Origin of the sequence: Intrasporangium sp. (assembly GCF_040414665.1) — a bacterium.
Classification (GTDB): domain Bacteria; phylum Actinomycetota; class Actinomycetes; order Actinomycetales; family Dermatophilaceae; genus Intrasporangium.
Window position 1 is genome coordinate 20,386 of record NZ_JBEDUL010000011.1, and the last position, 20,112, is coordinate 40,497.

The following is a 20,112-nucleotide window of genomic DNA, read 5'->3' on the forward strand; positions in this document are numbered from 1 at the left end:
AGCCCGCCACAAACCACCATGCAAGGAACAGCGATGAAGCGCATCACCATCGACAGGAGCAAGTGCAGCGGCCACGGACGCTGCTACACGCTGGCCGAGCCATTCTTCGAGCCCGACGAAGAAGGCTTCCCAGTGATCCTCAACGAGACGGTTGCGGCCGACGACGCCAATCTCTCGCTCCTGCTCGCCGCTGCGGAGAACTGCCCGGAACGGGCGATCGCGGTCGTGGACGAGGTCTGAGCATGACAACCGCACTCGCCCCCGCGATGTCGCTGGAGGGCTTCCGCGAGGCTGCTCGGGCGTGGCTCGCCGAACACGCGCCACAAAGGGCAGCACTGCGTGACCCCGACGACGTCTCCGTCTTCCACAATCTCGACTTCGAGACGGAGACGAAGATCCTGGACACCCTGCGCGACTGGCAGCGGACCAAGCACGATGCCGGGTACGCCGCGTTGAACTGGCCCGTCGAGCTGCACGGGGCCGGACTGCCCACTGAGTACGCGGACGCCTTCAAGGCCGAGGAGTCGGCTGTCGTCTCGCTGACCCGCCACGAGTTGTTCTCCGTCACGGTCAACCTCATTGCCCCGACCATCCGGCTGTACGGCTCCGACGCACTCAAGTCGCTCCTGCTGCCTGGACTCCTCGACGGGTCACTGCTCGCCTGCCAGCTGTTCTCGGAGCCGGGTGCAGGGTCGGACCTCGCCAACGTGGCCACGCGTGCGGTGCGGGACGGTGACGACTGGGTCGTCTCCGGCCAGAAGGTCTGGACCTCCGGCGCGCAGTTCGCCGACTGGGGTCAGGCGATCGTGCGCACCGAGCCCGGGTCGTCGCGTGGGCGGGGCCTGACCAGCCTCATGATCCCGATGTCCGCGCCGGGCGTGGAGATCAGGCAGATCCGCCAGATGTCCGGCGGCACCAGCTTCAACGAGGTCTTCCTCAGCGAGGTTCGCGTCCCGGACGCCTACCGGCTCGGTGACGCGGGGGATGGCTGGGCCGTGACCAGGGCGACGCTCGGCTTCGAGCGGGCCAACGCCTCGAACAAGAATGGTGTCGGCGGCCAGTTCGACCAGCTGCTCGAGCTCGCACGGCGCACCGGCGCGTTGGAGCACCGAGACGTGCGACTGCAGCTCGCCGAGGTCCGGATGCGTGAGGTCGCGGCGGAGGTGGCACAGCACCGGGAGAAGCAGGCCCGGGACACCGGCCGCGCGCCGGGCGCGACCGGGTCGATGCGCAAGCTGCAGTGGGTCACCAAGCTCGCGCTCGTCTCCGAGCTCGCTCGGACGCTGCTCGGCGAGCGCCTGGTGGCCGACACCGGGGAGCGGGGCACCTTCTCCTGGACCGCGCACGTGCTCGGCGCGCCCGGCTACCGCATCGCTGGCGGCACCGACCAGATCCAGCGAAACATCATCGCCGAGCGGCACCTGGGACTTCCTCCCGAGCCGCGACCGGGCGCGTCGACAACCGCAGGAGGAGCGCGATGAGCGTCGCCATCGACCTGACCGGACGGGTCGTCGTCGTCACGGGTGGCAGTCGGGGCCTCGGGCTCGAGATGTCTCGTGCCTTTGCCCGCGCCGGTGCCAACGTGGTGGTCGCGAGCCGCAAGCTCGAGAACTGCCGCGAGGTGGCGGAGCAGATCACCGAGCAGACCGGCACGCGGGCGATCGGGATCGGGGCACACGTGGGCGACTGGGACGGCTGCCAGTCCGTCGTCGACAGCACGATCGACGAGTTCGGCAGGCTCGACGTCCTCGTCAACAACGCCGGTATCGCGCCCCTCTACGACAGCCTGGAGACGGTGTCCGAGCAGCTCTTCGACAAGACCATCGACGTCAACCTCAAGGGCCCGTTCCGCATGACGACCTTGGCGGCCCCGCGCATGGCAGACGGCGGGTCGATCGTCAACGTCAGCTCCATCGCCTCGATCCGTCCTCGGACGACCGACCTCGTGTATGCCGCCGCCAAGGCTGGGCTCAACACCCTGACCAAGGGCCTGGCCCAGGCCTACGGGCCCCGCCTGCGCTGCAACACGATCATGGCCGGTCCGTTCCTCACCGAGATCAGCCAGTCCTGGTACACCGACGAGTGGCGCGCGAGGGCGCAGTCGTACCCACTGCAGAGAGCGGGCGAACCCGACGAGGTCGTCGGGACCGCCCTGTACTTCGCCTCCGACCTGTCCAGCTTCACCACCGGCACCGTGCTGCCCGTGGACGGCGGCCGCTCCGCGACGGCCTGAGTCCGACCACGCAAGCCCTGCGAAAGCGAGACCCTCCGATGACCACCGACCTCGAGACCCCTCCGGGCCTCTCCGATCGACGCCCCGTCCCCCGGCGCGGCCCACTTGCCGGCGTCCGCGTCGCCGACTTCTGCTGGATGGGCGTCGGCTCCGTGGCGACCCGGTTGCTGGCCGACTTCGGCGCCGAGGTGATCAAGATCGAGAACCGTCGGCGCATCGACCGCCCCCGGCTGCTGCCGATCTACAAGGGAGAGGTGCGCAACTACGGCGAAGAGGTCCCCGACGCGGACCCCAATCGAGGTGGGCTGCACAACAACTACAGCCGGAACAAGCTCGGCATCACCGTCGACATGAAGACCTCGCGCGGTCGAGAGCTGGTGGACCAGCTGATCTCGGCCAGCAGCGTCGTCACCGAGAACTTCGCACCCGGCGTCATGGAGCGATGGGGCCTGACCTACGACCGTCTCGAGGAGCTTTCTCCCGGAGTCATCTACGGCAGGATGAGCGGCTTCGGCCACACCGGGCCGCATGCGAACTTCAAGTCCTACGGACCCATCGTCCAAGCCGTCAGCGGGCTGTCGTTCATCAGCGGGCTTCCGGGGCGGGAGCCCTCCGGGTGGGGCCTGTCGTACATGGACAACCAGGCTGCCTACTACAACTCGGCAGCCCTGCTCATGGCGATTTTGCGGCGCAACAAGACCGGCCTGGGCGGCGAGATCGACGTCTCGGCCGTCGAGGTGGGGATCTCCCTCATCGGCCCGGACCTGCTCGACGTCACCGTCAACGGGAACAGGACGAGGCGCCCTGACTTCCCGTACGGAAACCGGCTCCCGCACCCCGCCGCCGCGCCCCATGGCGTCTTCCCGAGTCGTGGAGACGACCGCTGGGTCGCGATCACCGTGTTCGGCGACGACGACTGGTCGCGCTTCGTCGAGGCCCTGGGCACTCCCGCCTGGTCCCGCGACCCGAGGTTCGCCAGCCAGGCGCTCCGGCACCAGCACCAGGACGAGCTGGACAGCCATGTCGCCGAATGGACGCGATCGAGGACCGCATCCGAGGCGATGGAGATCCTCCAAACCGCTGGCGTCGCTGCCGGAGCGGCCCAGGACGCGTCCGACGTCAACGAGCGCGACCCCCAGCTCGCCTCACGCGGCACCTTCTTCGAGCTCGACCACCCGGTCATCGGCGAGGCGCGCTTCGAGGGCACGCCCATCGCCTTCGGCCGCACGGAGCAGCACACCTGGCGCTCGGCGCCGCTGCTCGGCGAGGACAACCACTACGTGTTCGGTGACGTGCTCGGCCTGCCGGCCGACGAGATCGCCGGGCTCGAGGCCGAAGGAGTCATCTGATGTGGGACGGGCCAACGGGTGAGCTGACCTACAGCGGGCTGAAGGTCGTCGAGTTGGCCGAGGGTCTCCAGGGCGAGATCGTCGGGAAGCTGCTCGCCGATCAGGGCGCCGAGGTCATCAAGGTGGAGCCACCGGATGGATCGGCTGGACGCCACGTCGGGCCGTATGCCGACGGGCACGACGGTGACCCCGACTTCAGCCTCCACTTCTGGACCTACAACACCGGGAAGCGAAGCGTCGTCATCGACTCTGCGACCGACGAGGGCCGGGTCCGGCGGGCGAGCCTGATCGCGGATGCAGATGTGCTCATCACGAGCGCAGGCCCGCGCGACCTCGCCGGCCAGGGCATCGACCTCGAGGAACTGGTCGCTCGGCAGCCCGAGCTCATCGCCCTGTCCGTGTCGCCGTTCGGCCTCACCGGGCCGTGGGCGGACCGGCACACGTCGGACCTCGTGGCGCTGGCGGCAGGTGGAATCCTGATGAGCTGCGGCTACGACGACCACTCGATCCCCCCCGTGCGTCCGGGCGGCAACCAGGCCTTCCAGATGGCCGCGAGCTTCGGCCACTCCGGGCTGCTGCTCGCACTGATCGAGCGGCAGCACACCGGCCGAGGCCAGGTCGTCGACGTCTCGATGCACGAGGCCGTCGCTGTGAGCGGCGAGCTCGCCAACCCCTACTGGTTCTACCCTCGGGTCCTGCTGGAGCGGCAGACCTGCCGGCACGCCCAGCCCTCCCCGACCCAGCCGGCGCTCTTCGAGTGCGCGGACGGGGTCCAGGTGTACTTCGCGCTGATCCTCAGCGATGCCCGGACGTGGCAGACCCTGGTTGCGTGGCTCGCGTCGGTGGGGCTCGACCTGGATCTCGGGGACGAGAAGTACCTGTCCCTGGCCTATCGACAGGAGCACTTCTCCCACATCCAGACGATCATGGAGTCGTTCTTCCTCATCCAGGACTCGGCCACCGTCTACCGCGAGGCGCAGCAGCGTGGCCTGCCCCTCGGCCCCGTGCTGGCGCCGGAGCAGCTGCTCGAGGACGAACACCTCCGGGAGCGTGGGTACTTCGTCCCTGTCGAGATGCCGGGTGGTGAGCGGCACCTGTTCCCCGGTGCACCCTTCCGGTTCTCCTTCGGGACCGGCGCGCCTGCGGCACCACCGCGGCTCGGCGCCCACACGTCCGAGCTCCTCGGCGAAGAGGCAGGAGCAGTGGTGTGAGCAGGTACGACTGGGTGCCGGACCAGTGCGCCATCGTCGGCATCGGGACGACGGCGTTCACGAGGGAGTCCGGCGTCAGTGTGACGGCGTTGGCCGCGCAGGCAGCGCTCAAGGCGATCGCCGACGCTGGCCTTGAGCCGTCCGACATCGACGGCCTGGTGCGCAGCGACTACGACCAGACCTCCCAGGTGGCACTCGCTGATGCGCTGGGCATCGACGACATCTCCTACTGGGGCCAGACCGGCCCGGGTGGTTCGGGGCCGAGCGGCATGGTGGGACAGGCAGTGGCCGCCATCACCTCTGGCCAGGCGACCCACGTGCTCGTCTACCGGGCCCTCAACGGCCGTTCCGGACGCCGCCTCGGCAAGGGCGTCTCGGTGACGGGTGGCGTCGGGGGCGAGTCCACCTACCTCGAGCTCTTCTCGCCGTACGGTGTCACCTCGCCCGGCCAGTTCTTCGCGATGCTGGCGCGACGCCACATGAGCGAGCACGGGCTCACCGAGCAGGCCCTGGCCGAGATCGCCCTGGTCAGTCGCAAGCGTGCCAACGCCAACCCGGCTGCCCAGATGTACGGGCGGGACCTGTCCCGTGACGACTACTTCAGTGCTCGTCTGATCTCGGACCCCTTGCGGCTGTTCGACTTCTGCCTTGAGACGGACGGGGCGGCAGCCGTCGTCGTCACCACGACGGAGCGTGCTCGCGACCTCGCGCAGCGGCCGGCGCTGATCCGATCCGTGGCCCAGGGCACCGGCGTGCGCGTGGGTCCCGGGCAGATGTACCCCGTGCTCATGGGGGAGTCCCTCGACCACCTGCCGTCCCGGAGCACAGCCCAGCGGCTCTACGAGCGGGCCGGGCTGACACCGGGTGACGTCGACGTCGCCCAGATCTACGACTGCTTCACGGTGACCGTCTACCTCCAGCTCGCCGACTACGGGTTCTGCAAGCCGGACGAGGTCTCGGCCTACATCGAGGGAGGCGGGCTCGACCTCGGCGGCCCGATCCCGATCAACACGGCCGGTGGCCAGCTCTCCGAGGGATACATCCACGGCATGAACCACGTCGTCGAAGGCGTCCGGCAGATCCGGGGGACGTCGACCTCGCAGGTGCCCGGCGCCGAGGTGTCCCTGGTGACCTCGGCCCCGCCCCCGGGCTCGAGCGCCTTGCTCCTGGTGGCGGCATGAGCGGCCGTCTCGGCGGGGAGGTGGGGCTGCGCCCCGTCACCGACGACGCCGACACCCGGGGCTTCTTCGAGGCGGCAAACCAGGGCCGCCTCGCGGTGCAGACCTGCAACGTCTGCGGCCACCAGCAGCAGCCACCACGACCGCGCTGCAGGTCCTGTCATGCCGCCGACCTCGGCTGGCAAGAGGTCCCCGGTGTCGGTGTGATCCACACCTGGACCGTGGTCGAGCACCAGATCAACGCACATTTCCCGACGCCCTACACCGTCGTCCTGGTCGACGTGGAGCCGCGCCCGGGGGAGCCCCCAGTGCGCTACCTCGGGCACCTGCCAGGTCGTCCACACCTTCGCATCGGTGACCCCGTCACGGTGACCTTCGTCGATCTCGGCGACGGCGTCACCATCCCGAACTGGGACCTGGCTGCGGGCGCCGCCCAACACGACACGACGGACATCGGGCCGGCCTGACGGCCCCGGACCAAGGAGGACCACGATGGCCTGGGATTTCCAGACCGACCCCGAGTACCAGGAGAAGCTCGACTGGGTCGAGCAGTTCGTCCGCGAGGAGGTCGAGCCGGCCGACCGGCTCTACGACCACCCGCTGGACATGAACGACCCCGTTCGCAACGCCATCATCAAGCCGCTCCAGGCACGCGTCCGCGAGCAGCAGCTGTGGGCCTGCCACCTGGGACCCGAGCTCGGGGGTCCCGGCTACGGACAGCTCAAGCTCGCGCTCCTCAACGAGCGCATCGGCACGACGCTCAGCGGGCCCGTGGTCTTCGGCACCCAGGCACCCGACTCCGGCAACGCCGAGGTGCTCGCCCACTTCGGCAGTGCCGATCTCAAGCGGCGGTACCTGGAGCCGTTGCTTGCAGGGGAGATCGCGTCCTGCTTCTCCATGACCGAGCCCACGGGCGGGTCCGACCCGACCTCGTTCCAGTGCCGGGCGGTCCGCGACGGTGACCACTACGTGGTGAACGGCGAGAAGTGGTTCTCCTCGAACGCGCGCTTCGCGACGTTCCTCGTGCTCATGGCCGTCACCGATCCCGACGCGCCCCGGCACCGCCGGGCATCGATGTTCATCGTGCCGGCTGACGCGCCGGGCATCGAGATCATCCGCAACGTCGGGGTGACCGGTCATGCCGGGCACGAGGGAACCCACGCTTACGTCCGCTACACCAACGTCCGGGTTCCCGTCGACCACCGCCTCGGCGAGGAGGGCGATGGGTTCAAGGTCGCGCAGGTGCGCCTCGGCGGCGGTCGGATCCACCACGCCATGCGGACCGTGGCGCTCGTGCGCAAGTCGCTGGACATGATGCTCGAGCGAGCGGTCTCCCGGGAGACCCGGGGCCAGCGCCTGGGCGACCTCCAGCTCGTCCAGGAGATGATCGCCGAGTCCTGGGTGCAGCTCGAGCAGTTCCGGCTGTTCGTCCTCCAGACGGCGTGGAAGATCGACCAGCTCAAGGACTACCGGCTGGTCATCAAGGACATCGCCGGCGTCAAGATCGCGATGCCCAAGGTGCTCCAGGACGTCGCGGGCCGAGCGCTGCAGCTGCACGGCTCGTTGGGCATCTCCACGGAGATGCCGTTCGGGAAGTACGTCCTCGAGAGCTTCCACATGGCGATCGCCGATGGCGCGACGGAGGTGCACAAGCAGTCGGTCGCCAAGCAGCTCCTCAAGGGTGTCGAGCCCGCTCCCGACCTGTTCCCCTCGCAGCACGCGCTTCGCCTCGACGCCGCCGCGCGGGCGAGGTACGCAGACGTGCTCGCTGAGGCCGAGGTCCTTCAGGGCCAGCCGGTTGGGGTTTGAGCCATGATCCTCGACGACGTCCAGGCCCTCGAGACCAGGGCAGACCTGAGCAGGCTCATCAGTGGGCTCTTCGAGAAGGTGTCGCCGGCGGCCACATTGGTCCAGCGCGCGGACGCGGCTGCCCTGGGCGAGATCGACCAGGCCCTCTGGGGTCGGATCAACGGTGAGATCGGCGTGGTCGGCCTCACGGTGCCGGAAGGACTCGGCGGAGCCGGAGCCACCGTCGCCGAGTCGGCCGTCGTGCTCGAGCAGATCGGCAGGAGGGCCGCAGCGATTCCCTTCCTGGGGTCGTTCCTGGCCGTGGAGGCCCTCGTCCGAGGCGGCGATACCCGGGCGCAGGAGCGCTGGCTCAGCGATCTGTTGCAGGGCGACGCCCGGGGAGCCGTTGCCTTGGCCGCAGGCCTGAGCGCCCAGCGTCGCGGCGACCTCTGGACCGTCACCGGGAGCGTCGACCTCGTGATCGACGGTTTCGGAGCCGACGTCCTCGTCGTGCCTGCCTTGACCCCGGAGGGCCCACGTTGGCTAGCGGTCGACCTTGCGGGAGTGGAGCGCACCCGTCGGGAGGTCTTGGACCTGACCCGGGAGCTTGCGTCCCTCGTGATGAGCGAGGCCCCCGGCGTGGAGATCGCCGAAGGCGGCCGCTTCGCCGACCTCGAGGCCTATCTCGAGAGCCTGGCCGTCCTGGCCCTCAGCGTCGAGCAGCTGGGCGTCGCCGAGCAGGCTCTCGAGGACGCGCTCGCCTACGCGAGGGTGCGTGAGCAGTTCGGCCGCACCATCGGCTCGTTCCAGGCGGTCAAGCACCTCCTCGCCGACATGGCGACAGAGGCCGACCTGGCCCGATCGCTCGTCGAGCATGCCATCTGGGCCTGCGTCGCCAACCCGTCGGACTTCTCCGAAGCGGCGTCGCTGGCCATGCTGGGCGCCTCGCGCGCTGCTGTCATCATCACCGGCGAGAACGTGCAGGTGCACGGCGGCATCGGCTTCAGCTGGGAACACCCCGCTCACCTGTACTTCCGCAAGGCACGCAGCAACGAGGTCCTCCTCGGCTCCCGAGCGACGCTCTCGGACCGCGTCCTTGCGGCACACGGGGTGCCACGATGAGCGGCTCGCACCCGCTGCCTGACCGCGTCGTGGTCGTCGGCGCCGGTCTTGCCGGAGGCAGGACCTGCACGGCGCTGCGGGCGGCCGGCTTCGCCGGTGACGTGATCCTGGTCGGAGCGGAGGACCACGCACCCTACGACCGGCCCCCGCTGAGCAAGGCGGTGCTCACTCAGGGTGCCGACCCGGACCTGGGGCTCGACCTGGTCGGTCAGGGCGTCAAGCTGCAGCTCGGTGTTGCGGCCACGGGAATCGACCTCGCCGCCAAGGTGCTCACCACCGAGACCGGCCCCATCTCCTACGACGCCCTCGTCCTGGCGACGGGGCTGCAGCCGATTCGCTTGCCGGGCAACGGTCCCCAAGTGACGCTGCGCACGATCGAGGACGCGAGGCACCTGCGTGGCTGCCTGGTTCCGGGCGCCCGGGTCGCCGTGATCGGGGCCGGGTGGATCGGCGCCGAGGTCGCGACGGCAGCTCTCGGGCTCGGCTGCGAGGTCACCTGTCTCGACAGCGCGTCCGCCCCCCTCGCTGGGCCGCTCGGGGAGCGCGTGGGTTCGATGTTCCTTCCCTGGTGGGACGGGGTCGACCTGCGCCTGGGGACCCGGATCCGCGAGGTCGGAGCCCACGGTCCAGTCCTCGCCGACGGCGAGCTGATCGCGGCAGATGTCGTCCTCACCGCTGTGGGTGCGCGGGCCCAGACCGGCTGGCTCGCGTCAGCGGGCCTCGAGGTGACGGATGCCGGCGTGGCCGTGGGCGCGGACCACCGCACCAGCGACCCCCACGTGTATGCGGTCGGTGACATTGCCTCTCGCTGGTCGGACCGGTTGGGCCGGCGTGTGCACAACGGGCACTGGGACGAGGCGGCGTCAGGACCGGCGGCCGTGGCCGCATCGATCCTGGGGCTGCCGCCCAAGCCCGAGGACGTGCCCTACTTCTGGTCAGGCCAGTTCGGCCGCAAGCTCCAGTACGTCGGCCAGCACGACGAGGCCGACGTGGTCGTCGTTCGGCAGCACGAGGACCCTGACAAATGGGCCGTGGCCTGGCTGGACGCCATGGGCCGGCTCACGGCACATCTGTCGGTGGGCTATCCCCGCTCGCTGGTGCAGGCCAGAGCGGCCATCGCCGACGGCCGGCTCGTCGATCCAGACAGGTGCCGCGACCTGGGCCAACCCCTGTGAGCCAGCCGCCTCGTCGGCCAATCCCACCGGAGAAAGATGGTGAATCCTTGACCGCCCCAACCACCGAGGTCCTGAGCCGCGTGGTCATCCGTTTCGCGGGTGACTCGGGCGACGGCATGCAGCTGACGGGTGAGCGATTCACCAGCCAGGCCGCGCTGCTCGGCAACGACCTGGCGACGATGCCGGCGTTCCCGGCCGAGATCCGTGCCCCCCGCGGAACCCTGGCCGGAGTGTCGTCCTTCCAGATCCAGATCGCCGACCACGACATCCTCACCCCCGGCGACCAACCCGATGTGCTGGTCGCCATGAACCCGGCGGCCCTGAAGGCGAACCTGGGCGACCTCCCGCTCGGGGGCATCCTCATCGTGAACTCTGACGAGTTCACCTCCCGGAATCTCGCCAAGGTCGGCTATGCCGCCGACCTGCTCGACAACGACGAGCTCGACTCGTGGACAGTGCAGGTCGTCCCGATGACGACCCTGTCGGTGGCCGCCGCGGCGCCCGCACAGGTGAGCAAGAAGGACGCCGAGCGGGCCAAGAACATGTTCGCCCTCGGTCTGCTCTGCTGGATGTACGGCCGCTCGACCGACGAGGTCGAGACCTTCGTCGCTCGGAAGTTCGCCCGTGCGCCGCAGATCGCCGAGGCCAACCGTCTCGCGTTCCGCGCGGGCTGGAACTACGGCGAGACGACCGAGGCCTTCGCGACACAGTACGAGGTCGCACCCGCGGCGCTACTACGCGGGACGTACCGTCAGATCTCGGGTAACCGGGCGCTCGCCTACGGCCTCGTCGCCGCGAGTCAGCTGTCCGGTCTGCCCCTGGTGCTCGGGAGCTACCCCATCACCCCCGCGTCGGACATCCTCCATGAGCTGAGCCGTCTCGGATCACTCGGCGTCTCGACCATCCAGGCCGAGGACGAGATCGCTGCCGTGAGCACGGCCATCGGCGCATCGCTCGGGGGCGCGCTCGGGGTTACGTCCACATCCGGCCCCGGACTCGCGCTGAAGGCCGAAGCGATCGGCCTGGCGGTCATGACAGAGCTGCCACTCGTCGTCGTCGACGTGCAGCGAGGAGGCCCCTCCACGGGGCTGCCCACTCGGACCGAGCAGTCGGACCTGCTCCAGGCGGTCTACGGCCGCAACGGCGAGTCTCCCGTCGCAGTGGTGGCAGCCAGCTCGCCCGCGGACTGTTTCGACACGGCGGTCGAGGCTGCCCGGATCGCCGTGACCTATCGCACCCCAGTCATCGTGCTGTCGGACGGCGCCATCGCCAATGGAGCAGAGCCGTGGCGGATCCCGGACCTCGACGACCTTCCGCGGATCGATCCCGACTACGTGGCGGAACTGGCCGAGGGCGAGACCTACCAGCCCTACGCGAGAGATCCCGAGACCCTCGCCCGGGCGATGACCGTCCCGGGGACACCGGGCCTCACCCACCGGATCGGGGGTCTCGAGAAGGCGAACGGCTCGGGTGCCGTGTCGTACGACGGTCGCAACCACGACCTCATGGTGCGGCTGCGGCACGAGCGCATCGCGCGGATCTCCGTTCCACCTGCGTTGGCGGATGACCCGGACGGGGACAGCGAGCTGCTCGTGGTCGGTTGGGGGAGTACGTCGGGCCCCATCGGCGAGGCCTGCCGCAAGCTGCGCGCCGCTGGCGTCTCCGTCGCGCATCTGCAGCTGCGTCACCTGAATCCCTTCCCCGCCAACCTGGGGGAGGTGCTGAGGTCCTACCCCACCGTCGTCGCACCGGAGATGAACCTCGGCCAGCTGGCCACGATGCTGAGGGCTCGCTACCTCGTCGACGTGCGCTCGGTCACCAAGGTGCGAGGCGAGGTCTTCACGTCCGAGGAGCTCTACGACGCCTTCCGCAGTGCACTCAACGGGACCCTGAGCCAGCAGGAGGCCGAGAAGGTCTCCATGGCCCTTGATCGGGTCGTCCCGCGCCACCGAGTTCTCGAGGAGCAGCTCTCATGACCGCGCCAACGGTTCCCGTACTTGACCTGCCGCTCACAGCGACCTCCCTCGTGCCGAGCGCGCAGTCACGGCAGACGGCCAAGGACTTCGCGAGCGACCAAGAGGTCCGGTGGTGCCCGGGCTGCGGGGACTACGCCATCCTCGCGGCAGTGAAGGGCTTCCTGCCCACCATGGGAATCAAGCGGGAGAACCTCGTCTTCGTCTCGGGCATCGGGTGCTCGTCGCGGTTCCCCTACTACCTCGACACGTACGGGCTGCACTCGATCCACGGTCGAGCGCCCGCGATCGCCACTGGCCTCGCCGTCGCGCGTCCCGACCTGTCGGTCTGGGTCGTCACCGGAGACGGGGATGCGCTCTCGATCGGGGGCAATCACCTGATCCACGCCCTGCGACGCAACGTCAACATTACGATCCTGCTCTTCAACAACAGGATCTACGGCCTGACGAAGGGCCAGTACTCGCCGACCTCGGAGCTCGGCAAGATCACGAAGTCGACGCCCAACGGCTCCGTCGACCAGCCGTTCAACCCGCTCGCCGTGGCGCTGGGGGCGGAGGCGTCCTTCGTGGCACGGGCCCTCGACAGTGACCGTGCCGGGCTCACCGCGGTTCTCGAGGAGGCGGCGGCATATCGCGGGTCCGCTCTGGTGGAGATCTATCAGGACTGCCCCATCTTCAACGACGGATCCTTCGACGTGCTGCGCAAGGACGGTGCGGACGCCCGACTGATCCCGCTGCGTCATGGCCAACCGGTCGTGTTCGGTGCGGACGGCGAGAAGTGTGTGGTTCGCCGCGATCTGCGGCTCGAGGTTGCCGAGACGGACGCAGTGGACCCCGCCGAGATCGTCGTCCACGACGCGCTCAGCGATGACCCCGAGTACGCCTATGCTCTGGCTCGGCTCTCGGACCAGGACCTCGAGCACGTCGTCACCGGAGTGTTCCGGGCCACCTCGCGACCGGTGTATGACGACCTCGTCAGGTCCCAGGTGTCCGGCCCGCGTCCGGGCACCCCGGACGGGTTGGCGGCGACACAGACTCTACTTACCGGCAGCGACACATGGACTGTGTGACAGTCGACGAGGACATGACGTGATGACCGTGGGACGCCTTGGGACGAAGGACGGCGAGCGATGACTGGCAAGAAGGAGACTGGCGGCGTGGCGACGAAGTCGGCCAAGGTCGCGAACGGCAGAGCGAATGGCGGAAAGCGGGAGAACGGCAAGCCCGCGGACGCGTCAAGGGTCCCGGAAGGCATACCGATTGCCGCCGGCGGATCAGTCCTCAGGCCACTCAAGGCGTCCGAGGTCGTCGCCCGCGCGGTCGTTCGCACGATCCGGGCAGAAGGGCTCCAGCCGGGAGACCACCTTCCCTCCGAGGCGGAGATGCTCAAGCAGTACGAAGTGAGCAGGGAGTCGTTGCGGGAGGGGCTGCGGCTGCTCGAGGTCCAGGGGATGATCAGCATCCGACGCGGCCCCGGCGGCGGCCCGGTCGTCGGCACCGTCGACTCCGCGAACCTGGGTCGCATGGAGGCGCTCTTCTACCACCTGGCCGGTGCCACCTACGACGAGCTCTTCGACGCCTGGGTCCTGGCCGAGTCGACGCTGGCCAGGATGGCCGCGGCCAACCCTGACAACGAGACGAGGCAGGCAGCCGTGGCGCCCTATCTGCAGGGCGATGTGGAGGAAGCGGACCACGCCGACCTCGAGGTGTACATGTCCGGGCACGAGGGCTTCCACGGCGTGGTGGCTGCGCTGGCCGGGAATCGCGTCCTCCAGCTGACCTTCCGTGCCTACGGTCAGCTCGTGGCCCATCACCTGGCCACGGTCGGTGACGTGCGCGTCATCCACCAGTCACTCGTCGAGGACCATCTCAAGCTGGCCCAGGCCATCTTCGATGGCGACGCCGAAACGGCCGCGTCCCTCATGGAGGCGCACCTGACCCGCGTGATCGCTGTCAACCGAGCGGAGCTCGGCGTGTTGCTCGAAGGCACCGTCGAGTGGTTGTGACACCCCCGGTTGCTGCTCCTCGCTGAACCCGCGTCGGTCGTCGACCGACACCGCCCAGCCTGAACCCGAGGATGCCGTATGCCGCTGAGCTGGCTCGGCTGGTCATGCCGGGTTACGCAGGGCTGCCCGACATCAGGATCCATCCGTGCAGACAGGGCCCGGTGCAGGTCTTGCGCAATTCCTCATGAGGAATTAGTGTGGCTGCATTGCCACTATCCGTCACTGGAAGGACGAGGATGAGCGAGGCCGTCGATGTTGACGACGTCGTGGGCACACCTGACTCAGACGTTGCTGCCGTGCGTGCCGGTGAGGAGCTCGACTGGCCGGCGCTGGAGGCGTTCCTTCGCGAGCAGCTGCCCGACCTGTCGGGGCCCTTCAGCGTCAAGCAGTTCCCCCGAGGCTCGGCGAACCTGACCTACCGAGTGACCATCGGAAACACCCACCTCGTGGTCCGCCGGCCACCATTCGGTGCCTTGGCGGCGGGTGGCCACGACATGTCGCGCGAGCATCGGGTGCTCGCGCGGCTGCACCGGGCCTACAACCGAGCGCCGCAGTCGTACCTGCACTGTGACGACCCGACCGTGATCGGGGCGGAGTTCTTCGTCGTCGAGTACCGCCAGGGCTACGTCGTGTGGGACCACGTCCAGACCGAGATCTCCGACGAGCCGGATGCCTCGGTGCGTGTCGGACTCGCGGTCATCGACGCGCTGGCCGACCTGCACGAGGTGGACCCGGCCGCCTGCGGCCTGCAGGATCTCGGGCGTCCGGACGGGTTCCTGGAGCGTCAGGTGGCTGGCTGGACCCGCAGATGGCAGGCGGTGTCGGAGTACTCCACGCTGCCCGATGCGGCCGCGACCTCAGCACTCGTGGACGAGGTCGGGGCGCGACTGGCGAGGACCCAGCCGAGGAGCCAGCGGGCCGGAATCGTGCACAACGACTTCAAGATCGACAACTGTCAGTTCGCGGCTGGTGACGCGGACCGTGTGGTGTCCGTCTTCGACTGGGACATGGCCACCACCGGCGACACCCTCGCGGACCTTGGCACCCTGCTCAGTCACTGGCCGGACCGTGGCCTCCCGGCCGACGACGTCAATGCCTTCATCGCAGCGAGCGCAACGCGCGCGCTGGATCTCCCATCCCGCGCCGACGTCATCGCCCGCTATGCCAGGACGAGTGCGCTGGACCTCGCGAACATCGCTTGGTACGAGGCCTTCGGCTGTTGGCGCACCGTCGTCATCCTGCAGCAGCTCTACGCCCGCCACGTCCGCGGCCAGACGTCCGACGAACGGATGGCGCAGCGCGGCCTCATGGTTGCCCCGTTGGCTCGGCGAGCCCTGGCCCTCTTGGGCGGCACTCCATGAACGTCTCCCCTTTCCCAGGCAAGACCTTGCCGACCTTGACTCGAGGAGCAACAACATGAAGACCGGTAGCCGGGCACTCAGTGCCGTCTGCGACACCGAGGTGGTGGTGATCAAGGGCGCCGACGTCCCACTCGCCTGCGGCGGATCGCCCATGGTCACGACCCGCGACGGTGTGCAGGGCGCAATTCAGGCCGGCCATGATGGCGGAACCGTCCTCGGCAAGCGCTACACCCACGAGGGTTCCGGACTCCAGGTCCTGTGCGTCAAGCCTGGGGCCGGCAGCCTGAGCGTCAACGGTGAGCGACTCATCGAGCTCGCAGCCAAGCAGCTGCCGTCCTCGGACTGACGGGAGAGGAGCGCATGAACACCACGATGCTGCTCAGCATGGTCACCCAGGTGAACCCGGACCGGGTGGCCGTGACGTCAGGTGGTCAGGACTGGACGTACGCCCGACTTGCCGAGCGGGCAGCGGAGTTCGCCGCGCTGATCCAAGCGGAGCGACTCTCCGCCGTTGCCTACCTTGGGGAGAACTCGCCGGAGGCGATGGCGCTCTTCTTCGGCTGCTCGATGGCCGGCGCATCGTACGTCCCAGTCAACTACCGGTGGACCGACGTGCAGCTTGCCGAGGCGCTCAGCCGAATCGCGAACCTCGGAGTGGTCGCGGACGAGCCGTCCGCGGCACGGGTCGCCCGACTCGACAACGTGCTGGTGCTGGGCGAGCCGGCCGGGCCTGCCCTCGACGAGGCGGTCGAGACGGACAGCGAGTTCCCCGCAGTGCTCCTGTTCACCAGCGGGACGAGCGGCACACCGAAGACTGCCGTGCTGCGCAACCGTCACCTGGTCGGTTACGTCGTCAACACGGTCGAGTTCCTCAACGCCGCGCCGGACGAGGCCATCCTCGTCTCGGTTCCGCCCTACCACATCGCCGCGGTCAGCTCGATGACAACGTCCGTGTTTGCCGGGCGACGAATTGTCCTGATGCCTTCGTTCGAACCGCAAGACTGGGTTGACACCGTGCGCCGGGAAGGGGTGACCCAGGCCATGGTCGTCCCGACGATGCTCAACCGAGTCCTCGACGTCCTTGAGGCGGAAGGGGGCTCGCTGCCGGAGCTGCGCCACCTGTCCTACGGCGGCGGCCGGATGCCGGTGCCGGTCATCGAACGAGCGATGAGGCTGCTGCCGAGCGTTGACCTCGTGAATGCCTACGGCCTCACCGAGACGAGCTCCACGATCACGCTGCTCAGCCCCGAGGACCATCGAGAAGCGGCCGCGAGCACTGTGTCTGGTGTCCGGGCGAGACTCGGCTCGGTCGGGCGGGCCCTGCCATCGGTCGAGATCGAGATCCGGGACGAGGGCGGTCAGGTCGTCGGGCCAGGGGTGGCGGGCGAGATCTGGGTGCGCGGCGAGCAGGTGTCGGGGGAGTACCTTTCCCACTCTGCCCTCGATGACACGGGATGGTACGCAACGCGGGACCGGGGCCACCTCGACGAGGCGGGCTTCCTTTTCCTGCACGGCCGTGCTGACGATGTCATCGTGCGCGGTGGCGAGAACATCGCCCCTGCAGAGGTGGAGGACCGACTGCATCTCCACCCTTCCGTCGAGGAGGTCGCCGTTGTCGGTGTCCCGGACGCGGACTGGGGGGAGCGCATCGAGGCGTTCATCGTGCCCACTCCGGGGGCGGTCGTGGTTGAGGACGAGCTGCGCGAATGGGTCCGCTCGGGTCTCCGGTCGACACGAGTGCCCGAGGTCATCCACTGGCGCACCGACCTTCCCTACAACGAGACGGGCAAGCTGCTGCGCCGCGAGCTGAAGGCGCTGCGCGTCCGCGAGCTCGCAGCGGATGTTCCGAGCTGATGACCAGCGGGTCCTGAGAGGCCTCGAAAGGAGACCGTGAAATGGGGATCAGCGACAACCGGGTGGTCATCGTGACCGGAGCTGCGTCAGGTATCGGGCGCGCGCACGCCCTCGAGTTCGCTCGGCAGGGTGCGAACGTCGTGGTCAACGACATCGCCCCCACCGATGGTGTTGTCAAGGAGATCGAGGACCTGGGCGGAGTCGCCGTGTCGAGCCGGCACGACATCTCGGAATGGGACGGCGCCGAGGAACTCGTCGCAGCCACCGTGGCGCATTTCGGAGATCTGCACACGGTGGTGAACAACGCCGGGATCCTGCGCGACGGGATGCTCGTCACCATGGACCTCGAGAAGTGGGATGCGGTGGTGAAGGTGCATCTGCGCGGAACATTCTGCGTGACCCACCATGCAGCCGCGCACTGGCGAGAGCGGCACAAGGCGGGCTCGCCGACCCCCGCACCGCGGGTGGTGAACACCACCTCGCCGTCGGGACTCTTCGGCAATATCGGACAGTCCAACTATGGCGCGGCAAAGGCCGGCATAGCCGGGTTCACGGTCATCGTCGCGGACGAGCTCGCCCGCCTCGGAGTGGGTGTCAATGCGATCGCCCCGACGGCCCTGACGGACATGACGGCGGGACTCGACGCCTACGTCTCCGCCGTCCGCGACGCGAGCGACAAGGCCGGGTTCGACGTCGGCTCGCCGGACAACATCGCACCTCTCGTGGTGTGGCTCGGGTCCCCGGACAGTGAGGGAATCACCGGCCGCGTCTTCACGATCAAGGGTGCTGAGCTGGGAGTCGCCGAGACCTGGGTCAAGGGGCCGACGGCGGTGCGGGAAGACGGTCGCTGGGAGGTCGAGGACGTCGACCGGATCTTGCCGCACCTGGTCGCCCAGGCGCGACCCAACAGCACGATCTCGGGGGTACCGCGGGCATGACCACAGCATTGTCGTCCGTCGCATGCCGGGTGTTCGAAGGGCTGGGCGCGTTTCGGGCGCAGGTCGGGCAGGAGCTCGGCGTCAGCGACTGGTTCGAGGTCGGCCAGGATCGGATTGACGCCTTCGCCGACGTCACCGAGGACTGGCAGTGGATCCACGTCGATGGGGACAGGGCCGCCCTCGGACCATTCGGAAGCACCATCGCTCACGGGTATCTGACACTGGCCTTGGTGCCCGTCTTGGGGAGCCAGATCTTCCGCATCGATGGCCCGCGCATGGCGGTGAACTACGGCGTGAACAAGGTCCGGTTTCCGCAGCCTGTCAAGGCCGGCTCGCGAATCCGGGCGAGGGCGACACTCATCTCGGTCGAGGACGGCGCCGTGGGTGTTCAGGCCGTGATCCGCTACGTAGTGGAGATCGAGGGGCAGGAGAAGCCCGCCTGCGTCGCGGAGACCGTGCGCGTCATCGTGCCCTGACCGGCCTGCCTATGACGTCGTCGCCACCGGACGTCCGTCGGCTAGCACCAGTCTGACCAGCGAGGACTCCGGGTGTGCGAGGGCCTCGCTGAGCGGGACCGAGAGAAGGCACAGGTCGGCGTCAGCTCCCGTCTCGACGCGCCTTGATGGTCCGCCCGGGTCCTCTGGGGCAGTGAGGTATCCCCTCAGGGCGACGTCGGCAGTGACGCGTTCGTCCGGCGCGATAGCAGTCCCGTCCCGGGTCTGTCGGTCTCGTGCGGACCTGATCACCTGCCATGGGTCGGCCTCGCCGAAGGGCGCGTCGCTCGATGGTGCAACGAGCACGCCAGCCCTGACGAGACTCGCCCACGGATAGAGATGAGGCAGGTCGTCGGCGTCCACGTCCTGCAGGTAGACGTCGCCTCGGGTCCGGAGCAGGTCGGGCTGGGTGACCACGGTGAGCCCGAGACGCGCGAGCTCTGCTTCGACGCCAGTTGGAACGACTGATGCGTGCTCGATCCGGTCGCCTCGGGTGCTGCCGAGGTCACTCAGTACTGCAAGGGTCAGAATGAGCGATTCCCTTGTGACGCAATGGACTGCGACGGGGGAGCGGGCCTGCGCCATGCCGCCGGGATCAACCATGGCGCGAAGCTTGTCATACGTTGGCAGGTCGTGGTCCCTCAGGAGCAGCTTGCGTGGGCCAACGCTGATTCTTGACGTCCCATCGGCTGGCCTGGCCCCGCCGAGGAGATGCATGCGCAGCGGCGTGGCTGCGCCGAGAAGGTCGACTGCTCGCTCGTCCAAGCCCGGCGTGGCGTCGGTGACCCCCGTGATCCCGAGCCCGAACAGTCCGTCGGCCACGGCGGCGAGGTCTGCGTCCTGGAGCGCAGTCTGGTCGGGTAGGGCGCGAGCGAGGCGCTCGTCGTAGCGCCAAAGGCGCCCGTTCGGAGTCCCATCGTGGTCTCTCTCGACATCGGCCGAGTCATCCAGGACGGCTGATATGAGTCGGAGGGCCGCGGAGTTGAGGACCCACAGGGCCCCGCTGCGGTGTTGGATCCGCACGGGCCGGTCGGGAACCCAGGCGTCGAGGACCCGCCGCTCGAGTGCCCCCGCCACCGACTCGTGGTAGCCCACGCCGCGGATCCAGGATTCTTCGGCTGGGGCGGAACGCAACTCACGCTCCAGCTCCTCAGCGGTTCTCACGTGCGGCGGGCCGGCCTGGACCGATCGGCGAGCCGCAGCCATCGCCAAGAGGTGGAGGTGGTGGTCGTGCAGCCCCGGGAGCAGAGCGCCTCCCCGGCCCTCTACCAGCTCGTCTTCGCCTCTCTCCAAGTTCGCACCGGTTTCCACGATTCGCCCCTGGCGGACTCGGACGTCCAGACGTCGCCCGAGCACCTCGACATCCGAGAGGAGCAGGTTGGCACGCTCCACATCCGGTGTGGTCATGGGACATCCCGGGACGTGTGCGC

General features: G+C 68.8%; 20 protein-coding genes. 19 read left to right on the forward strand and 1 reads right to left on the reverse strand.

Translation table 11 applies throughout. The annotated features are described in order from the left end of the window. Positions 1-33 precede the first annotated feature (33 nt). The 18 genes from ABF401_RS01385 to ABF401_RS01470 all read left to right on the forward strand — a co-directional run bounded on the left by ABF401_RS01385 (position 34) and on the right by ABF401_RS01470 (position 18,664). The gene (locus tag ABF401_RS01385; RefSeq protein WP_353507741.1) at positions 34-240 is read left to right on the forward strand and encodes a ferredoxin; all 207 of its coding nucleotides are present in this window, start codon (positions 34-36) and stop codon (positions 238-240) included. Between the two features lie 2 nt (positions 241-242). Further along, positions 243-1,481, forward strand: coding sequence for an acyl-CoA dehydrogenase family protein (locus ABF401_RS01390; protein ID WP_353507742.1), 1,239 nt, complete (start codon positions 243-245; stop codon positions 1,479-1,481). Continuing rightward, entirely contained in the window at positions 1,478-2,233 is a 756-nt protein-coding gene (locus ABF401_RS01395; protein ID WP_353507743.1) for an SDR family NAD(P)-dependent oxidoreductase, read from the forward strand. Before ABF401_RS01390 ends, ABF401_RS01395 begins: the two co-directional genes overlap by 4 nt. Before the next feature lie 38 nt (positions 2,234-2,271). After that, entirely contained in the window at positions 2,272-3,582 is a 1,311-nt protein-coding gene (locus tag ABF401_RS01400; protein WP_353507744.1) for a CaiB/BaiF CoA transferase family protein, read from the forward strand. Continuing rightward, positions 3,582-4,793 (forward strand): CaiB/BaiF CoA transferase family protein, encoded by a 1,212-nt coding sequence (locus ABF401_RS01405; protein WP_353507745.1) that lies wholly within the window; start codon positions 3,582-3,584, stop codon positions 4,791-4,793. Before ABF401_RS01400 ends, ABF401_RS01405 begins: the two co-directional genes overlap by 1 nt. Next, positions 4,790-5,974 (forward strand): thiolase C-terminal domain-containing protein, encoded by a 1,185-nt coding sequence (locus ABF401_RS01410; RefSeq protein WP_353507746.1) that lies wholly within the window; start codon positions 4,790-4,792, stop codon positions 5,972-5,974. Before ABF401_RS01405 ends, ABF401_RS01410 begins: the two co-directional genes overlap by 4 nt. After that, a complete protein-coding gene (locus ABF401_RS01415) occupies positions 5,971-6,438 on the forward strand; it encodes a Zn-ribbon domain-containing OB-fold protein (protein WP_353507747.1) in 468 nt (155 codons plus the stop codon). The genes ABF401_RS01410 and ABF401_RS01415 overlap by 4 nt, the downstream gene beginning before the upstream one ends. Positions 6,439-6,463: 25 nt before the next feature. Beyond that, positions 6,464-7,780: an acyl-CoA dehydrogenase family protein gene (locus ABF401_RS01420; RefSeq protein WP_353507748.1), complete on the forward strand. Its 1,317-nt coding sequence runs from the start codon at positions 6,464-6,466 to the stop codon at positions 7,778-7,780. Between the two features lie 3 nt (positions 7,781-7,783). Further along, positions 7,784-8,881 (forward strand): acyl-CoA dehydrogenase family protein, encoded by a 1,098-nt coding sequence (locus ABF401_RS01425; protein ID WP_353507749.1) that lies wholly within the window; start codon positions 7,784-7,786, stop codon positions 8,879-8,881. Then, positions 8,878-10,056, forward strand: coding sequence for an NAD(P)/FAD-dependent oxidoreductase (locus ABF401_RS01430; RefSeq protein ID WP_353507750.1), 1,179 nt, complete (start codon positions 8,878-8,880; stop codon positions 10,054-10,056). Before ABF401_RS01425 ends, ABF401_RS01430 begins: the two co-directional genes overlap by 4 nt. A gap of 47 nt (positions 10,057-10,103) precedes the next feature. Continuing rightward, the gene (locus tag ABF401_RS01435; protein ID WP_353507751.1) at positions 10,104-12,032 is read left to right on the forward strand and encodes a 2-oxoacid:acceptor oxidoreductase subunit alpha; all 1,929 of its coding nucleotides are present in this window, start codon (positions 10,104-10,106) and stop codon (positions 12,030-12,032) included. Beyond that, complete coding sequence (locus tag ABF401_RS01440; protein ID WP_353507752.1) at positions 12,029-13,099, forward strand: 2-oxoacid:ferredoxin oxidoreductase subunit beta; 1,071 nt, start codon at positions 12,029-12,031, stop codon at positions 13,097-13,099. The genes ABF401_RS01435 and ABF401_RS01440 overlap by 4 nt, the downstream gene beginning before the upstream one ends. A 60-nt stretch (positions 13,100-13,159) precedes the next feature. Next, on the forward strand, positions 13,160-14,035 hold the full coding sequence (locus ABF401_RS01445) for a FadR/GntR family transcriptional regulator (protein ID WP_353507753.1): 876 nt from the start codon (positions 13,160-13,162) through the stop codon (positions 14,033-14,035). Positions 14,036-14,271: 236 nt separating this feature from the next. Then, the gene (locus tag ABF401_RS01450; protein ID WP_353507754.1) at positions 14,272-15,396 is read left to right on the forward strand and encodes a phosphotransferase family protein; all 1,125 of its coding nucleotides are present in this window, start codon (positions 14,272-14,274) and stop codon (positions 15,394-15,396) included. Positions 15,397-15,451: 55 nt separating this feature from the next. Continuing rightward, entirely contained in the window at positions 15,452-15,742 is a 291-nt protein-coding gene (locus ABF401_RS01455) for a hypothetical protein (protein ID WP_353507755.1), read from the forward strand. A 14-nt stretch (positions 15,743-15,756) separates the two neighbouring features. Further along, the gene (locus tag ABF401_RS01460; protein WP_353507756.1) at positions 15,757-17,250 is read left to right on the forward strand and encodes a class I adenylate-forming enzyme family protein; all 1,494 of its coding nucleotides are present in this window, start codon (positions 15,757-15,759) and stop codon (positions 17,248-17,250) included. A gap of 41 nt (positions 17,251-17,291) precedes the next feature. Then, positions 17,292-18,188 carry an SDR family NAD(P)-dependent oxidoreductase gene (locus ABF401_RS01465; RefSeq protein WP_353507757.1) on the forward strand — a complete coding sequence of 299 codons (897 nt, stop codon included), beginning with the start codon at positions 17,292-17,294 and terminating at the stop codon, positions 18,186-18,188. Continuing rightward, positions 18,185-18,664, forward strand: coding sequence for a MaoC family dehydratase (locus ABF401_RS01470; protein WP_353507758.1), 480 nt, complete (start codon positions 18,185-18,187; stop codon positions 18,662-18,664). Before ABF401_RS01465 ends, ABF401_RS01470 begins: the two co-directional genes overlap by 4 nt. Before the next feature lie 9 nt (positions 18,665-18,673). On the opposite strand, the gene ABF401_RS01475 is transcribed toward ABF401_RS01470, so the two are convergent. Next, positions 18,674-19,888 (reverse strand): amidohydrolase family protein, encoded by a 1,215-nt coding sequence (locus tag ABF401_RS01475; RefSeq protein ID WP_353507759.1) that lies wholly within the window; start codon positions 19,886-19,888, stop codon positions 18,674-18,676. Between the two features lie 18 nt (positions 19,889-19,906). Between ABF401_RS01475 and ABF401_RS01480 the strand changes: the two genes are divergently transcribed. After that, on the forward strand, positions 19,907-20,112 hold a 206-nt coding region (locus ABF401_RS01480; RefSeq protein WP_353507760.1), incomplete at its 3' end, for a hypothetical protein.

What these genes read in the sequence shown, in the direction of transcription:
- ABF401_RS01425 (WP_353507749.1), top strand. Translation starts at nt 7,784, where the DNA reads ATGATCCTCGACGACGTCCAGGCCCTCGAGACCAGGGCAGACCTGAGC.
- ABF401_RS01400 (WP_353507744.1), top strand. Translation starts at nt 2,272, where the DNA reads ATGACCACCGACCTCGAGACCCCTCCGGGCCTCTCCGATCGACGCCCC.
- ABF401_RS01450 (WP_353507754.1), top strand. Translation starts at nt 14,272, where the DNA reads ATGAGCGAGGCCGTCGATGTTGACGACGTCGTGGGCACACCTGACTCA.
- ABF401_RS01430 (WP_353507750.1), top strand. Translation starts at nt 8,878, where the DNA reads ATGAGCGGCTCGCACCCGCTGCCTGACCGCGTCGTGGTCGTCGGCGCC.
- ABF401_RS01415 (WP_353507747.1), top strand. Translation starts at nt 5,971, where the DNA reads ATGAGCGGCCGTCTCGGCGGGGAGGTGGGGCTGCGCCCCGTCACCGAC.
- ABF401_RS01465 (WP_353507757.1), top strand. Translation starts at nt 17,292, where the DNA reads ATGGGGATCAGCGACAACCGGGTGGTCATCGTGACCGGAGCTGCGTCA.
- ABF401_RS01405 (WP_353507745.1), top strand. Translation starts at nt 3,582, where the DNA reads ATGTGGGACGGGCCAACGGGTGAGCTGACCTACAGCGGGCTGAAGGTC.
- ABF401_RS01390 (WP_353507742.1), top strand. Translation starts at nt 243, where the DNA reads ATGACAACCGCACTCGCCCCCGCGATGTCGCTGGAGGGCTTCCGCGAG.
- ABF401_RS01440 (WP_353507752.1), top strand. Translation starts at nt 12,029, where the DNA reads ATGACCGCGCCAACGGTTCCCGTACTTGACCTGCCGCTCACAGCGACC.
- ABF401_RS01455 (WP_353507755.1), top strand. Translation starts at nt 15,452, where the DNA reads ATGAAGACCGGTAGCCGGGCACTCAGTGCCGTCTGCGACACCGAGGTG.
- ABF401_RS01460 (WP_353507756.1), top strand. Translation starts at nt 15,757, where the DNA reads ATGAACACCACGATGCTGCTCAGCATGGTCACCCAGGTGAACCCGGAC.
- ABF401_RS01420 (WP_353507748.1), top strand. Translation starts at nt 6,464, where the DNA reads ATGGCCTGGGATTTCCAGACCGACCCCGAGTACCAGGAGAAGCTCGAC.
- ABF401_RS01445 (WP_353507753.1), top strand. Translation starts at nt 13,160, where the DNA reads ATGACTGGCAAGAAGGAGACTGGCGGCGTGGCGACGAAGTCGGCCAAG.
- ABF401_RS01395 (WP_353507743.1), top strand. Translation starts at nt 1,478, where the DNA reads ATGAGCGTCGCCATCGACCTGACCGGACGGGTCGTCGTCGTCACGGGT.
- ABF401_RS01475 (WP_353507759.1), bottom strand. Translation starts at nt 19,888, where the DNA reads ATGGCTGCGGCTCGCCGATCGGTCCAGGCCGGCCCGCCGCACGTGAGA.
- ABF401_RS01470 (WP_353507758.1), top strand. Translation starts at nt 18,185, where the DNA reads ATGACCACAGCATTGTCGTCCGTCGCATGCCGGGTGTTCGAAGGGCTG.
- ABF401_RS01385 (WP_353507741.1), top strand. Translation starts at nt 34, where the DNA reads ATGAAGCGCATCACCATCGACAGGAGCAAGTGCAGCGGCCACGGACGC.